This window comes from Micromonospora sp. I033, assembly GCF_053890995.1.
The window spans coordinates 1-14,375 of the sequence record NZ_JBSSLX010000002.1 but is presented as its reverse complement, the minus strand read 5'-3'; the positions used below and the strand labels follow the sequence as shown (position 1 = coordinate 14,375).

Genomic DNA, 14,375 nt, shown 5'->3' with positions numbered 1-14,375 from the left:
CCGGACCTGCCCGCGACCGCGTGGTGTTGCGGCTCGTAGGTCAGGTCAGCCGCAACGGCCTCAGCCAGATGCCTCGGCCCGGGAACCCGGCCTACGGCAGACACGTCCTAGGGGCATGACAGGCAGCAGCGTCCCCCTAGGGCATCGAATGACCGGCGTTTCCCGGGTCATGGGGCTGGTCCTGGTCGCCAGCCTGTCGCTGATCAGCGGGTGTACGGCGGAGGCGGTTCCCACGCCACGGCGGGACGGGGGAGTGCCGGCCGGCGGGTTCCGGCTCGTCGCGTTCGACTCCTGCGGGGAGGCGATGCGGCAGCTCAAGACAGCTGCCAAGGCGTACGTCGGGCCCTGGGGGTTCGGGCCGGGCGGGGACATCCGTACCTTCGGCCGGGCGGAACAGGCCGGAGTGCCCGCGGCGAAGCCGGCGGACGCGGCGCCCGGCGCCGACGCGTCCGGAACCCCCGGCTACTCGGGCACGAACACGCACGAGGCTGGGGTCGACGAACCGGACCTGGTCAAGACCGACGGCAAGCGGATCGTCACCGTCACCCAGGGCACGCTGCACGTGATCGACCCGGTCACCCGGCGGCTGACCGGGGAGTTGAAGCTGGCGCCCGGTGCCGACGGGTCCGGCTGGGCAGACGGCAGCCTCCTCCTGCACGGCGACCGGGCGCTGGTGCTGCTCCGCCAGGGGTGGGCCGCGATCACGAAACCCGCCGTGCCGGAGGGACGGCCCGCGGCAGCCGATCCGACCAGGGAAGACATCGTCGGTCCCCGCCTGATCATGGTTGACCTCTCCGGGGCACCGAAAATCATCGGGGAGTACCGGATCGACGGCAGTCTGGTGGACGCCCGTCAGGTCGGCACGACGGCCCGGGTCGTAGTCCGCTCCGCGCCCCGGCTCACCTTCCCGTACCGGGAGCGGGCCTCCGACGCGCAGCGCACCGCCGCCAACCGCGAGATCATCGAGCGGGCCACCGCCGACGACTGGCTGCCCCGGTACGAGGTCACCGCCGGTGGGCGAGCCAGTAGCGGACGGGTCGGCTGCGAACGGGTGAACCGGCCGGCCACCTACTCCGGCACCTCGCTGGTGACCGTGCTCAGCTTCGACCTCGGGGCGGCCATGCTCGGCACCGGCGACCCGGTCACCGTGATCGCCGACGGCGACACCGTCTACAGCACCGGAGACCGGCTGTACGTCGCCAACGACCAGCGCTGGCGGGTGCTGCCCATGCTGACCGCTCGCAACGTCGCACCCGATCCCAAGGACGAGACCACCGAGATCTACCAGTTCGACACTGCGGGAGCGGGCACCCCGCGGTACGTCGCCGCCGCCACCGTTCCGGGCTGGCTGATCAACCAGTACGCCATGTCGGAGTGGGACGGGCATCTGCGGGTCGCCACCACCCGTGGCCGTACCTGGGGCGACCGGCCGGACTCGACGTCCAGCGTGTACGTCCTGCGCGCCGACGGCACGACCCTGGCTCAGGTGGGCAAGGTCACCGGACTGGGCAAAAGGGAACGGATCCACGCCGTCCGGTTCGTCGGCGGAACCGGATACATCGTCACCTTCCGGCAGACCGACCCGCTCTACACCGTCGACCTGCGTGATCCGACCGCGCCCACGGTGAGCGGAGAACTGAAGATCAACGGGTATTCCGCGTACCTGCACCCGGTCGGCGAAGGCCGCCTGCTCGGCGTCGGGCAGGAAGCGTCCGACCAAGGGCGGGTCCAGGGCACCCAGCTCTCGCTCTTCGACGTCGCCGATCCGACCGAGCCGAAGCGGATCGCGCAGTACCACGTCCGGCAGGGGCACTCCGAGGCGGAGTTCGACCCGCACGCCTTCCTGTACTGGCCGGCCGAACGCCTGGTCGTGGTTCCCCTGACCGTCCCTGGCACGGGCGCCGTGAGCAAGCCGGACCTGCCGAGCAACGTGGCGCTGGCCCTGCGGGTCGGCGACGGCGGGTTCACCGAGGTCGGCACCGTCGACCACACGCTTGGCGGCGGACGTCCCGGGGAAATGGTCATGATCCGGCGGTCACTGGTGGTCGATGGCGTGCTCTGGACCGTGTCCGACGCCGGCCTCAAGGCGACCAGTCTCGCCACCATGAAGACCCTCGGCTGGCTGCGTACGGCGTGACGCCGCTCCGCGACGTCATTCCGTGGCTGCGTCACCTTGACCGGGATTGGCCGCCGATGGCCGCCACTCGGCCCATCGGACACCACCTTGATCCGAACCTGACCGGCGAGGGGCTCAGCCCGCGCAGGCGAGGAAGCCGGCGTTGAGCGCTTGGTACTCGGGACGGACGACCACGTGGTGGAAGCCTTCACCGCCTGTCCTGGGTTGTCATGCCTGGCGGTCAGCCTGGGGTCGGTCGATTCCTGCGTGCTTGCGCGACGCCCAGCCACTCGCCGAGCCGGCGGCGGACCGGGATGCGGCGATATCCGCCGTGCACCGCCCCGGCTGGTGGTGGACCGAACAGCGACCCTGACCCGGGCGCGGCTGCACCCGGCTTGGTCAAGAAGGTGGCGCTCCACCGGGCGACCAGCGACTCGGTGGCACGCGGTGCGATCCGGTGGGCGAGCAGCGCCAGGTGCGAGACCATCCCGGTTGTCACCTGTCTGCGCGGTCGCCGGGCGCAGGCGAGGATGGTGGCGGCGAGACGCTCAGGTGCGTATGCCGGCGGGATCGCTCGTAGTTGGCGGCCCGAGTGGTTGGCGGCCCGCTCGAAGAACGGCGTGTCGACCGGCCCGGGCATCACGAGGCAGACTCGTATCCCAGGGTGACGGGCGACCTCCTGCTGGAGGTTGAGTGCCAGCCCTCTGATGGCGAATTTGGTCATGGAGTAGAGCGGGACCAGCGGGTTGGGGAGCACCGACAGCAATGACCCGAGGAGCACGAGGGTCCCGTTGCCCTGCGCCCGGAATGTAGCCAGGGCGGTGCGGGCGGACAGCACGGTGCCGAAAACGTTGGTGTCCACCAGCCGACGAATCTCGTCCACCGATTCAGAGCCCAGCGGTCCGGCAATGCCGACGGCCACCGCCTCGACCCAGACGTCTATCCGCCCGAACCGTTCCACCGCCAGCCGGGCCAACCGCTCCACGTCAGCCGGATCCGTGATGTCGGTCGGCACAACCAGCACCTGCCCGCCTCGTGCTCGGCAGTCGTGTTCCACCTCCGCGAGCGCTTCTTGGCTGCGCGAGGCGAGTACCAACCTGGCCCCTTCGGCGGCGAAGGCCAACGCAGTCGCGCGGCCGATTCCGCTGGACGCCCCAGTGATCAGCACCACCGCGTCGCGGAACGTTCGACGCCTGGCCATCACACCTCCCGCAGTGCGGCAGAACGGGCCCCACCATCTACCCACGGGCGTGACAATCACTCCCGGTGCGCATCGAACTGTGCGTCTGCGGTTCGGATGACCGAAGGTCGCGTCCATGCGATGCCCGAACCGCAGGGACGGCCGTCCTGCGGAATGCTGCCGCTCCGTGGATGCGGACCGGGCGAGGTCCCGCGCTCGGCCCGCGTGCTACTCCTTCGTGGCGTCCGTGAGGGCGTCGATCAGCGCGCCCAGTGCGGGCTGCGTCAGCGAGATCTCCCGGACCGCGGCGTAGATCGTCCTGATCGGCTCCGGGCGACGGACCCGGCGGATGGCGACGCCAGGATGGCGGTTGCCCAGTCCCAGTCGGGGGATGAGAGTGACGCCGAGGCCAGCCGCGACGAATCCCTGCGCCGTGGCGTAGTCCTCCGACTTCGCCACGATGTTCGGGCTGAAGCCCGCTGCGGCGCAGGCGTCGATGATGGGTTCCAAGCAGGGGCCGGGGGGTTCACTGCCGACCCAAGGTTCGCCGGCGAGGTCGGCCAGGTCGATCACCCGTTGCGCGGCGAGTGGGTGGCCCGTGGGAAGTACGGCCTGGTAGGCGTCGTCGAGCAGGTGCACCAGGCGGATGCCCTGGCGGCTGTCGTCGTTCGGCCGGCGGACCACGATGGCCAGGTCGGCGTTGCCCTGTTCCACCTCCGGCAACGGATCATCTTGATCGTTGAGTTTGGGGTCGATCGCCACGCCTGGGTGCTCGCGGCGGATTCGGGCGAGGGCGGGTGCCACCAGGCGCGGGCCGACCGAGGCGAAATAGCGGATGGTCAGCCTGCCGGTACGCCCGGCGCGCAGGTCCGCCAGGGCGGTCTCCGCCTCGGCGACGTGCTGGCTGATGACAGCCGCGTGCCTGGTGAGCAGTAGGCCCGCCGCCGTGGGCCGGACACCTCGGCCGACCCGTTCGAGCAGCGCGATCCCGGCCTCCTTCTCCAGCACCGCCACCTGCTGGCTGACGGCGGACGGGGTGTAGCCGAGGTGCGCGGCCGCGGCGGTCACCGATCCGCTGGTGACCACCGCCCGAAGCACCTGCATGCGTCTCACGTCAAGCATGTAGCAGAGCTTAACGGTCATGCAGAATCTTTTGCTTTTCGTTTCTGATGGGCTGCGGCACTGTTCATGGTGATCAAGGAGGTCGGGGTGAACGGTGCTGCGGGCAGGACATGGGCGTGGATCCGGGTGGGCGTGCTCGCGCTGTTGTGGGGATCGACCTTTCTCTGGATCGAACTCGCTCTGGACGCGCTGACGCCGGTGCAGGTCACCCTCAGCCGGTGCGTGCTCGGGTCGGTCACCCTGCTGGTCGCCTGCCTGGCCTCAGGTCGACGGCTGCCGCCGAACCGGGCGATCTGGGGTCGCGTCGTCGTGGCCGCCTTCTTCTGCAACGCCCTGCCGTTCGCCATGTTCAGCATCGGGCAGCGAACCATCGACTCAGGGCTGGCCGGCGTGCTGAACGCGACGACCCCGCTGTGGTCGCTGCTGATCGGCGCCATCATCGGATCCGAGCGTGGGCTCCGGCCGGCCCGGCTGGGTGGACTCCTGCTCGGGTTCGCCGGAGTCGTGCTGATCTTCGCCCCATGGCAGGCGACGGCGTCGGGCGGCTGGGGCGCCCTCGCCGTCGTCGTCGCGGCGGCGAGCTACGCCGTCGGCTTCGCCTTCATGGGTCACTTCCTGGTCGGTACGGGGATTCCGACCATCTCGCTGTCCGCGGCGCAGCTCATCGCGGCGACCGCCCTGACGACGCTGACCCTGCCGGCCGGCGGGCTGGCCTCGATCGACATCGGCCCGAAGACGCTGGTTGCCGTCGTGATCCTGGGCGTCGTATCCACCGCAGGCAGCTTCCACCTCACCTTGCGGAACATCGCCGCCGAGGGTGCCACCAACACGGCGACCGTCGGCTACCTGCTGCCGGTGGTCTCGGTGGTGCTGGGCGTCATCGTGCTCGACGAGGACTTCAGCTTCCGGATCGCCGTCGGGATGTTGGTCGTGCTCGTCGGAGTCGCCTTGACCCGCCGGCACCGGCCGTCGGCATTGGCGGAAACCCACGCCGACGACCCGATGCTCACCCGTCCGCGACCGGTCAGCTCGTAGATATTGCCTGGAGGTCCCGCGGCGGCCAGCAGGGACTCAGCTGATGCTCAGGCTCGCGATCAGGCCGTCGCGGGTGCCGACGCCGCGGGTGTGCAGGAAGCCCTGGGACACCGTCACAACTTGTGTCACCGTTCGCAGTGGACTTCTTCGCGTACCTGCTCAGATCGGTCAACGGCGCACTCGATAGCGCAGGTGGAGCACCCGGTTGCCCTGAATCACCACGTCAGGATCCTCCAACAGGTGCTGCGCGTGGACCGACCCGAAGTAGCGCTTGCCGGACCCGAACACGACAGGTACGACGTCCATGCGCACCTCGTCGACCAGGCCTGCGGCAAGTACCTGGCCACCGACCTCGCCGGCGGCGACCTCGACTATGCGGTCACCCGCAAGCTCCTGCGCCTTGGCCACGGCTGCCTCGACGCCGTCGACGAAGTGAAACGGCGCCCCGGGGTCCCAGCCCTCGGGCTCCGGCCGGTGCGTCACGACGACCACGTGGTCGACCCCGCCCGGAGGCTTCCCGTCCCAGCCGTCCGTCAGGTCGAAGACGTGGCGGCCGACGACTGTCGCCCCGATCTGGTCCCAGTACGGCCGGGTGTAGTCGTAGGACGTCTGCGACACCCTCAACTCGCCGCTCTCGTCCAACGGCACGTCACCGCTGGACAACCAGTCGAACAGCGGTCCGGGCTGATCATTCTCGTCCGCGACGAAGCCGTCCACCGACACCGAGCTGTACATGACTACTTTGCCCATGGGGCGCTCCTCTGCTTTGGGATGCCCCCATACTGGCGTGTCGTGAGCTGTCGCTCTTGTAAGAAATCAATCGGCCGGCAGCGGCCAGCCGTCCAGCACGTGGCCGGGATGCTCGCGCAGGAACTGCCGCCGGACTTCGACGTACCGGGTCGGCGTGAGCCCGGTGAACGCCCGGAACTCGTGGCCGAAGTGGGCCTGGTCGAAGTAGCCTGCGCCACCGGCGAGGTCGCCCCAGTCGATCGGCCCGGCGGGGTCGATCGCGAACACGGTGGCGGTGAAGCGGTAGGTGCGGGCCAGTCGCTTCGGCGTGACGCCGATGAGCTCCTTGAACCGCTGTGCCAGATGTGTGCTGCTGACACCGGCCGCCACGCTCAGGTCGCCGATCGCCACCGCTCCGCTGGTCGCCGCGATGACGCTGCTCGTGTGGCGGACCAGGCCCAAGCCGGCGGTCTCGCGCAGCCGTCGCATCAGCTCCTCCTCGAGCAGCGTCAGCATCTCGTGCGGTCCGGGCGCCGTGGCCAGCCGGTCTCGCAGCTCAGCAATGGCGGTCCGGCCCCAAACCTGCTCAATCGTCACCGGCCGGTCGCGCAACTCGGCCGCGGGCATCGGCAGGAACGGCGCCAGCCCCCACGGCTTGACGTGTACGCCGACTGACCGGGTCCGGAGTGGGTAGCCGAACTCGTATGCGCGGGTGGGCATCGCGACCACGCAACCGTCGGCGTACTCGGCCGCCTCGATGTCGGTGCCGGCGCGGATGCGGAACGGCGCCCCGAGGTTGACGATGAGCAGCGCCGACGGCGCGGGCGGCAGCGTCAGCCGGGCGTACGGCGGCGCACCCTCCAGGTAGTAAACGTCGTCGATCAGCCCGTCCAGCGGCGGTCGCGGCACTCTGGACACGTACTCCACGCGCACAGCATCGCAGACGCCATCAGCGTCACCGAAGACACTTTGCATGGTGAAGAGCCTCATTTCGCTCCCGAGTCACCGACTCGGCAGTGGACCGCATACCTGGCCAGGGCTGCGTGACGAGCCACCCGGGCAGCCGACCCTGTGCTGTTGTCGCAGTCAGCGAGATCAAGTAGGGTCGCCCGACGTGAACACCGGACCGGCGCTACGCCACACACGGATTGGCCACCCGGTGGAGGGCTGATCGCACGGTGGGTGCGGAGAGAGCACCTCAGTTCGGCACGTGGACCTCCCAGCGCTCGGGCACTGCGAGTCCGTTCTTCGTGTCGAGCAACAGCGAGGTCAGCCGAATGACAGTAACGTTCAACCACACCATCATCGCCGCGAAGGATCGCAACGAGTCAGCCCGGTTTTTCCGAGAGCTGTTGGAACTTCCGGAAGCACCGTCCTGGGGTCCGTTCACCAACATTCAGCTCAGCGATGGGGTGCTGCTTCAGTTCGCCGAGCCCCCGGTGGAGATCCAGATGCAGCATTACGCATTCCTGATCGACGACGAACTGTTCGACCGGGCGTATCGGCAGCTGTGTGATCGCGGCATCGAGCACTGGGCCGATCCGCAGATGCGACGGCCCGGTGAGATCAACAACGAGCACGGCGGCCGAGGGGTGTACTTCAAGGACCCGGCCGGTCATGCGATCGAACTGATCACCCGCCCGTACTTGTAACCGAGAAACGGCCTGGTCGGGCACCCGTGAAGCGGTGCCCGACCAGGCATCCACCGGCGCGCGGGTGGATGTCACCGTTGGGGCTGCAGAGGGCCAGCAGCGGCCCGCCGGGGGCGAGGAGCTTGAGGGCCGCCGCGGGCAGCGGGGCCGTCCCTCCCGCCACCCGTGGCCGGCCCGGCTGCGCCGCGCAGCGGTGCCTTGGGAACCCTCCGCGCGCCCCGGCCCGGCTGGCTACCCTCGACCCGTGCGGGACCCGGAGCGCAGTGAAACCGTGCTCTTCGTCATCTACGACGGGGTGCGGCTGCTCGACGTCACGGGGCCGGTGGAGGTGCTCACGGTGGCCAACGAGCACGGCGGCGCGTACCGGCCGTTGCTCGCCTCGCCGGACGGGCGCGACGTGGTGAGCAGCGCCGGCGTCCGGCTCGGGGCCGACCTGGCGCTGGCCGAGGTGACCGCCCCGGTGGGCACGCTGGTCGTGCCGGGCGCGCCGGACTGGCAGGCCGCCGCGGAGGACGCGGCACTGCTGGACCAGATCCGCCGGCTCGCCGTGGGGTCCGCCCGGACCGCCTCGGTCTGCGCCGGGGCGTTCCCGCTGGCCGCCGCCGGCCTGCTCGACGGCCGCCGGGTGACCACGCACTGGGACCTGGCCGATCAACTCGCCGCCCAGTTCCCGGCGGTCACCGTCGACCCGGACCCGATCTTCATCGTGGACGGCAGGATCATCACCTCGGCCGGGATCACCGCCGGCATCGACCTGACGCTTGCGCTGGTCGAGGCGGATCTCGGCCCGGAGACGGCCCGCGCGGTGGCCCGGCACCTGGTGGTCTTCATGCAGCGCCCGGGCGGGCAGTCCCAGTTCAGCGTCCGGATCAACACGGCGAGCACCCGCAACGACCTGCTTCGCCGGGTGCTGGACACGGTGGCCGCCGACCCGGCCCGCCCGTACGACCTGGCCGGCCTGGCGGCACTGGCCGGGGTGAGCGGGCGACACCTGAGCCGGTTGTTCCGCACCGAGCTGGGCATCACACCGGCGGTGTACCTGGACCGGGTCCGGGTGGAGGCCGCACAGGACCTGCTGGAGCGCGGCGACGACACCCTCGACGTGGTGGCCCGCCGGGCCGGCTTCGGCTCCCCGGAGACGATGCGCCGCGCCTTCCTCCGCGAGCTCGGCATCACCGCCGGCGCCTACCGCTCCCGCTTCCGCACCACCGGCATCGACCTCGGCCGCTGACCGGCCCCGACCGCCGGTCCGGGGAGTGTCGTGGTCGACGTCGGTCGGCCGGACGACGACCCCGGATCGACGCGGGCCGGTGGCCGGTCAGCGACTGAGGGCGGGGACCGGTTCCGCGGCCTCGGCCGGGACGGTGTCCCGCTGGCGCAGGGCCACCAGGCCGGCGGCGGCGAGGAGCACGACCGAGAGCCAGAGCCCCACGGCGACGCCACCGGAGTCCGACAGCGCGCCCGAGATCAGCGGGCCGACCGCCTGACCGACCGAGAAGGCCACGGTGAGCAGGGCGATGCCGGCGGTCAAGCCGCCGGCGGGCAGGGCTCGACGGGCGAGCACGGTGGCCGCGGTCGGGCCGGCCATGAACGAGCTGCCGAACACCGCCGCCGACAGCAGTGCGGCGGGTAGCCCTGCCGGCAGCAGGAGCACCGGCAGCACGCCGACCAGGACCAGCACCGAGACCAGCGCGGGTGCCCGGCCGCCGGGCAGCCGCCCGATCACCCGTCCCCACACGGTCAACGTGGCCACCGCGGAGGCGAGACCGAGCACCACGAAGAAGGTGGCGATCCCCGGTGTGCCGAGGCCCTGGTCACGCAGGAGCGCGATGACGAAGGTCATGTAGCTGACGTAGCCGGCACCGAAGAGGACGTACCAGGCGAACGCCGGGCCGAGCCGGGCCAGGTCCGCCCGGGCGAGGCGGGCGCTGGTCGTGCCGGACACCGGCGGCACCCGCCGGGCGGCGAGCAGGGCCGGCCCGACGGCGAGCACCGCGACCACACCGAGCAGCAGCCAGCCCGCCCGCCAGCCGGCGTCCCCGGCGACCGCGAGCGCCGCCGGCACCAGCAGTCCGGAGAGCACCACGCCGATGCCCACCCCGGCCATGTAGACGGCGACCAGCAGCGCCGCCCGGCGCTGTCCACCACCGGCGGCGACCCGGGCGGCGAGCGCCGAGCCGAGCACGAAGGAGACCGCCGTGCTCAGCCCGCCGACGAACCGCAGCAGGCCCAACACCGGATAGCCCGCCGTGGTCGCGGTGAGCAGCAGGGCGAGCGCGCTGACGGCGAGGGCGCCCGCGAAGGCGGCCCGGTCGCCGAGCCGGCGGGCCCAGAGGACCGCCGTCCCGGCGCCGATCACGTAACCGGCGGCGTTCGCGGTGTTCAGGCCACCGGCCTGGGCGTACGTCCAGTGCAGGTCGCCGCGCATGGCGGGCAGCAGCAGGGCGTACGCGAAGCGGGTGAAGCCGAGCGCGACGACCGGGCCGGCGGCCAGGCCGAGCGCGAGCACCATTTCGCGCCGGCGTGGATTCGGGGACATCGTTCCTCCTTCGTCGGCGGGCTCGTCGGCCCGCTGACGGGTGGAACCGGGGCCGGTCCGGTGATGATGGCCGTGCGGATGGACAGGCCGCCCTCGGATCGGGACATCGGGAACTGTGTCCCGGATGTCGCCTACCGGCCTATCTCCTCCGCGTCGTCACGTCCGCGAATCGTGCCCGGAACGCTTCGGCGGGCACCACGGGCGATTGGCGCCCCCGCGGGCGGCCGTCGTCACTCGGCGGCCGCGACCCCGGCCAGCGTCGGCAGCTGAGCCCGCGACGTGATGCCCAGCTTGGGGAACGCCTTGTAGAGGTGGTAGCCCACGGTCCGTGGGCTGAGGAAGAGTTGGGCGGCGATGTCGCGGTTGGAGGCACCGGCGGCCGCCAGCCGCACGACCTCGCGTTCCTGCGCGGTGAGCACGCTGAGCGGGTCACCGGCCCGGCGCGGCGCGGCCGGGACGTCCCCCGTCGCGCGCAGCTCGGTGCGGGCCCGCCGGGCCCACGACTCCGCGCCCAGCCGGTCGAAGACCTCCAGCGCGGCGCGGAGCTGCGTGCGCGCATCCGCCCGCCTCCGGGCCCGTCGCAGCCACTCGCCGTAGGCGAGTCGCGTCCTCGCCTGCTCGTACGGCTGGTCGTCGTCCTCGTGGGCGCGGACGGCGGCAACGAAGTGCGCCTCGTCCTGGTCCACCAGGGCCCGGCAGCGCAGGGCGACCGCGTCCCAGGCCGGTTGACGGACGTGCCGCGCCCAGGTCAGGTAGCGCTCCAACGGCTCGTCGGCCCGTTCCGGCCGGCCACTGCGGACCGCCGCCTCGACGAGATCGGCGGCGGCGAGCGCCCCGAACCCGGTCGGCGGGATCCGTTCCAACTGCTCCAGAGCGGCGTCCGCGTTCCCGAGGCCGAGTTCGAGCCGGCCGAGCGCCCAGCGTCCGAGGGTCGCCGCGAGGACCAGCTTGCGGTCGTCGGCCCGCCGGACGCCGTCCTTGGCCCTCGCGCGGCACCCCGCCACGTCGTCCTGATGAGCGAGCACCCAGGCGAGGCAGCAGGTGAGGTGGATGACCCGGTGCTCGTGACCCAGGTCGGTCGCCAGCCGCAGCCCCGCGTCGAGGGTCGCCCTCGCCTCCCCGTAACGGCCCTGTAGCCCCTGCGCGAACCCCTGGTCCTGCAGGGCGAACGGCAGCCAGCCGATCATCCCGCTCCTCCGGCAGTCCGCCACGACCCGCCCGGTGAGTTCCTCGCAGAGGGCCGCGCGGCCCTCTGCGAGGGCGGCGCCGGCGGTGAACGTCAGCCCCGGGACGCCCAGCCCGGCGAGCCCGGACGGGTCCAGCGCGCCGCCGGTGAGCGGCAACCCACCCGCGAGGTCGCCGGCCAGCAGCCGGGCCAGCCCGACCGCCTGGCCGACCAGCGGCGAACCGGTCGCCGGCAGCTCGTGGAGCGCCGTCGCCGCCTGTCCGGCCAGCGGCGCGTCGCCGGCGAACCAGGCGCAGCGGACCGCCTCCACCAGCAGCCAGGTCGCCTGCTCGGGGTCGCGCGCCGCCACCCGGGGGGCGGCGTCGAGGATGATCCGACCGGCGGCCAGCGGGGTGCCCAGCTCGACCTCGCGGTGGGCGCGGACCTGGGTCAACGCCACGATCATCGCCGGGTCGTCCACGTCGGGCGTGGCGCTTCCGGCGAGGGCGGCGGCGCGGTCGGTCAGACCGGCGTCGCTCGCGGCCAGCGCCGCCGCGGCCAGCCGGGCGGATCGGCGTACCGGATCGACGGTGAGCTCGGCGGCCCGCTGGTAGGCGGCCGCCACCGCGGCGTGGCCGCCCCGGGTACGGGCCCGGCCCGCCGCCTCCTCCAGCTGCCGCGCGACGTCCTCATCGGGACCGAGCGCGGCGGCGGCCAGGTGCCAGATGCGCCGGTCTGCGGCGTCGGGCGAGGTCGAGCTGCGCAGCGCGTCGGCGAGCGCCCGGTGTACGGCGAGGCGTCGGCGCACGGACGCGCTCTGGTACGCGGCCGCCCGGATGAGGGGATGACGGAAACCGACCGCCGTCCCGTTGATCCCGATCAGCCGGCTCCGCTCGGCGGCTTCCAGACCGTCGAGCGGCGCGCCGGCGGCGACCAGCGTCGCGAGTTCGCCGGAGCCGTCCGCCGCCGCGACCAGGAGCGCGGTGCGCGCGGCCTCGGGCAGCGTGGCCATCTGCGCGAGGAAGGCCTCCTGGATCCGCTCCACCACCGGCATCGCCCCCACCGGCGACAACCGCCCGGTCCGCTGTTCGGGAGTCAGCGCGGCCGGCAGCTCGATGAGCGCCAGCGGGTTGCCGGCCGACTCCTGGACGAGGCGCTCCCGGACCTGCGGCGGAAGATCGGCGGGGAGCAGGGCGGCGGCCGCCGTGTCGTCGAGCCCGGCGAGACGGTGTTCGGGAAGGCCGGTGACCGGGAGGTCCGGACGGGCGGCGAAGATCATGGCGACGCCCTCGGCCCCGAGCCGGCGCGCCGCGAACACCAGGGCGTCGACGGACGCCTCGTCGCACCATTGCGCGTCGTCCACGAGGCAGAGCAGCCCGCCGTCCCCGGCAAGCTCGGACAGGAGGCTGAGGGTGGCCAGGCCCACCAGGAACCGGCTCTCCGGTGGCGCGTCGCGCAGCCCCAGGGCGGCGCCGAGCGCCCTCGCCTGCGCGTCGGGCAGCGCGTGGATCCGGTCGAGCCCGGTCCGCAGGAGCAGGTGCAGTGCGGCGAACGGCAACGCCGCCTCGGACTCGATGCCGACACCGCGCACCACCCGCATGCCGGTCGCCCGCAGCGCGGCGTAGTCCAGCAGCGCCGACTTGCCGATCCCCGCCGGACCCCGCAGAACCAGGGCGCTGCTGCGACCTTGCCGGGCGCCGTCCACCAACTGGTCGATCTCCGCCTGTTCCTCGGCCCGCCCGTGCAGCACGACTGGCAACCTACCGTCACGATGACGGATTCGGCATGGCCGCCAGCTCCGTAGCTTCGTGATCAGACGCACGTCAGCACCACGAAGGGACTTCGAGATGGCCACCATCGCCAGCACCGTCCGGACCGCCGACGACGCCAAGCTGCTCCGCTTCGCCCTCAAGCAGGACGCGATCGGCTCAGGCGCCAACGGCGTCGTCTACCTCGCCGCCGCGGCGATCTTCGGCCGGCTATTCGGCCTTCCCGCCGGTCTTCTCTACCCCGTAGGCGCCTTCCTGGTCGCATTCGCGGCCGCCCTGCTCTTCCTCGCGTCGAGGCCGACGGTGAGCCGACCCGCCGTGGGAGTCGTGATCGCCGCCAACATCGCCTGGGTCGCCGCGAGCGTCGAGTTGCTCGTCGCCGGCTGGTTCCCGTTGACCACCCTCGGCGTCGCGCTCGTGATCGCACAGGCGGTGGTGGTCGCCGGATTCACCGCCCTCCAGATCACCGGCCTGCGCCGGACCGCCTCCTGATCCGCGCGGATCCCCGGGTGCCCCTTCCGGGCCGGAGCGGGCACCCGGGGATCCGGCTCGCCGGCCGATCCGGTCGGCGTACCGTTCAGTGACCTCATGAGACACCTTCGCCCCGGTCGCTTCAGCTGAAGCTCTGCTCAGCCGGTCTGGTTGTTGTCCTTCAGCGCACCCCACCCGTGCCAGCGGTCGATCTCGATCAAGGCGCTGACCCGTCGGCGATCGCGCCGTGGATATGCCCTTCCGGTGTAGTGCTGGGCGAGCCGGTCGATGTCCGCCAGGTCCTCGTCGTCGCGGAGTTCCACGACGCGACCGAGGATCGTGACGTGCGTGTACCAGGCTTGCTCGTCCAACACGGTCAGGGTGACCCGGGGGTCGTTGCGGAGATGGCTCAGCCGGCGGCGGCCCTCGTCCATGTTCACCATGATCCGGCCGTCGTCCCACAGATACCAGGTGGCCGCGGAGACCGGCTGTCCATCGGGTCGGAGCGTGGCGATGACGGCGGGGTTCGGCTTCCGGAGCATGGTGACCGCAGGTTCGGGCAGCGGCGGCTTCGACATGGTGCTCCTCCTCGCGACA

The 14,375-nt window shown here is 72.0% G+C and carries 12 protein-coding genes; 5 read left to right on the top strand and 7 right to left on the bottom strand.

The window, feature by feature from the left end; genetic code table 11:
• Window positions 1–148 precede the first annotated feature (148 nt).
• Window positions 149–2,137, top strand: coding sequence for a beta-propeller domain-containing protein (locus ACW0Q9_RS00545; protein ID WP_456177567.1), 1,989 nt, complete (start codon window positions 149–151; stop codon window positions 2,135–2,137).
• Window positions 2,138–2,357: 220 nt separating this feature from the next.
• Here the strand turns inward: ACW0Q9_RS00545 and ACW0Q9_RS00540 are convergent, their stop codons facing one another.
• Window positions 2,358–3,317, bottom strand: a complete 960-nt coding sequence (locus tag ACW0Q9_RS00540; protein ID WP_456177566.1) for an SDR family NAD(P)-dependent oxidoreductase — start codon at window positions 3,315–3,317, stop codon at window positions 2,358–2,360.
• 207 nt (window positions 3,318–3,524) lie between these two features.
• Window positions 3,525–4,418 carry a LysR family transcriptional regulator gene (locus ACW0Q9_RS00535; protein ID WP_456177564.1) on the bottom strand — a complete coding sequence of 298 codons (894 nt, stop codon included), beginning with the start codon at window positions 4,416–4,418 and terminating at the stop codon, window positions 3,525–3,527.
• 87 nt (window positions 4,419–4,505) lie between these two features.
• On the opposite strand from ACW0Q9_RS00535, the gene ACW0Q9_RS00530 reads away from it, so the two are divergent.
• Window positions 4,506–5,453: a DMT family transporter gene (locus ACW0Q9_RS00530; protein ID WP_456177562.1), complete on the top strand. Its 948-nt coding sequence runs from the start codon at window positions 4,506–4,508 to the stop codon at window positions 5,451–5,453.
• 168 nt (window positions 5,454–5,621) lie between these two features.
• Here the strand turns inward: ACW0Q9_RS00530 and ACW0Q9_RS00525 are convergent, their stop codons facing one another.
• Complete coding sequence (locus tag ACW0Q9_RS00525) at window positions 5,622–6,203, bottom strand: dihydrofolate reductase family protein (protein WP_456177560.1); 582 nt, start codon at window positions 6,201–6,203, stop codon at window positions 5,622–5,624.
• 66 nt (window positions 6,204–6,269) lie between these two features.
• Window positions 6,270–7,172 (bottom strand): helix-turn-helix domain-containing protein, encoded by a 903-nt coding sequence (locus tag ACW0Q9_RS00520; RefSeq protein ID WP_456177558.1) that lies wholly within the window; start codon window positions 7,170–7,172, stop codon window positions 6,270–6,272.
• 287 nt (window positions 7,173–7,459) lie between these two features.
• Between ACW0Q9_RS00520 and ACW0Q9_RS00515 the strand changes: the two genes are divergently transcribed.
• Both ACW0Q9_RS00515 and ACW0Q9_RS00510 read left to right on the top strand, forming a co-directional pair.
• Window positions 7,460–7,834 (top strand): VOC family protein, encoded by a 375-nt coding sequence (locus ACW0Q9_RS00515; protein ID WP_456177556.1) that lies wholly within the window; start codon window positions 7,460–7,462, stop codon window positions 7,832–7,834.
• A 244-nt stretch (window positions 7,835–8,078) separates the two neighbouring features.
• Window positions 8,079–9,065 carry a GlxA family transcriptional regulator gene (locus tag ACW0Q9_RS00510; protein WP_456177554.1) on the top strand — a complete coding sequence of 329 codons (987 nt, stop codon included), beginning with the start codon at window positions 8,079–8,081 and terminating at the stop codon, window positions 9,063–9,065.
• Between the two features lie 87 nt (window positions 9,066–9,152).
• Here the strand turns inward: ACW0Q9_RS00510 and ACW0Q9_RS00505 are convergent, their stop codons facing one another.
• Both ACW0Q9_RS00505 and ACW0Q9_RS00500 read right to left on the bottom strand, forming a co-directional pair.
• Complete coding sequence (locus ACW0Q9_RS00505) at window positions 9,153–10,373, bottom strand: YbfB/YjiJ family MFS transporter (RefSeq protein WP_456177552.1); 1,221 nt, start codon at window positions 10,371–10,373, stop codon at window positions 9,153–9,155.
• Window positions 10,374–10,603: 230 nt separating this feature from the next.
• Window positions 10,604–13,288, bottom strand: coding sequence for a helix-turn-helix transcriptional regulator (locus tag ACW0Q9_RS00500; protein WP_456177550.1), 2,685 nt, complete (start codon window positions 13,286–13,288; stop codon window positions 10,604–10,606).
• A 97-nt stretch (window positions 13,289–13,385) separates the two neighbouring features.
• Between ACW0Q9_RS00500 and ACW0Q9_RS00495 the strand changes: the two genes are divergently transcribed.
• Complete coding sequence (locus ACW0Q9_RS00495) at window positions 13,386–13,799, top strand: hypothetical protein (RefSeq protein ID WP_456177548.1); 414 nt, start codon at window positions 13,386–13,388, stop codon at window positions 13,797–13,799.
• Between the two features lie 137 nt (window positions 13,800–13,936).
• Here ACW0Q9_RS00495 and ACW0Q9_RS00490 read toward each other — a convergent pair.
• Window positions 13,937–14,375 (bottom strand): PPOX class F420-dependent oxidoreductase (locus tag ACW0Q9_RS00490; RefSeq protein ID WP_456177546.1); only part of this gene is annotated, 439 nt, incomplete at its 5' end.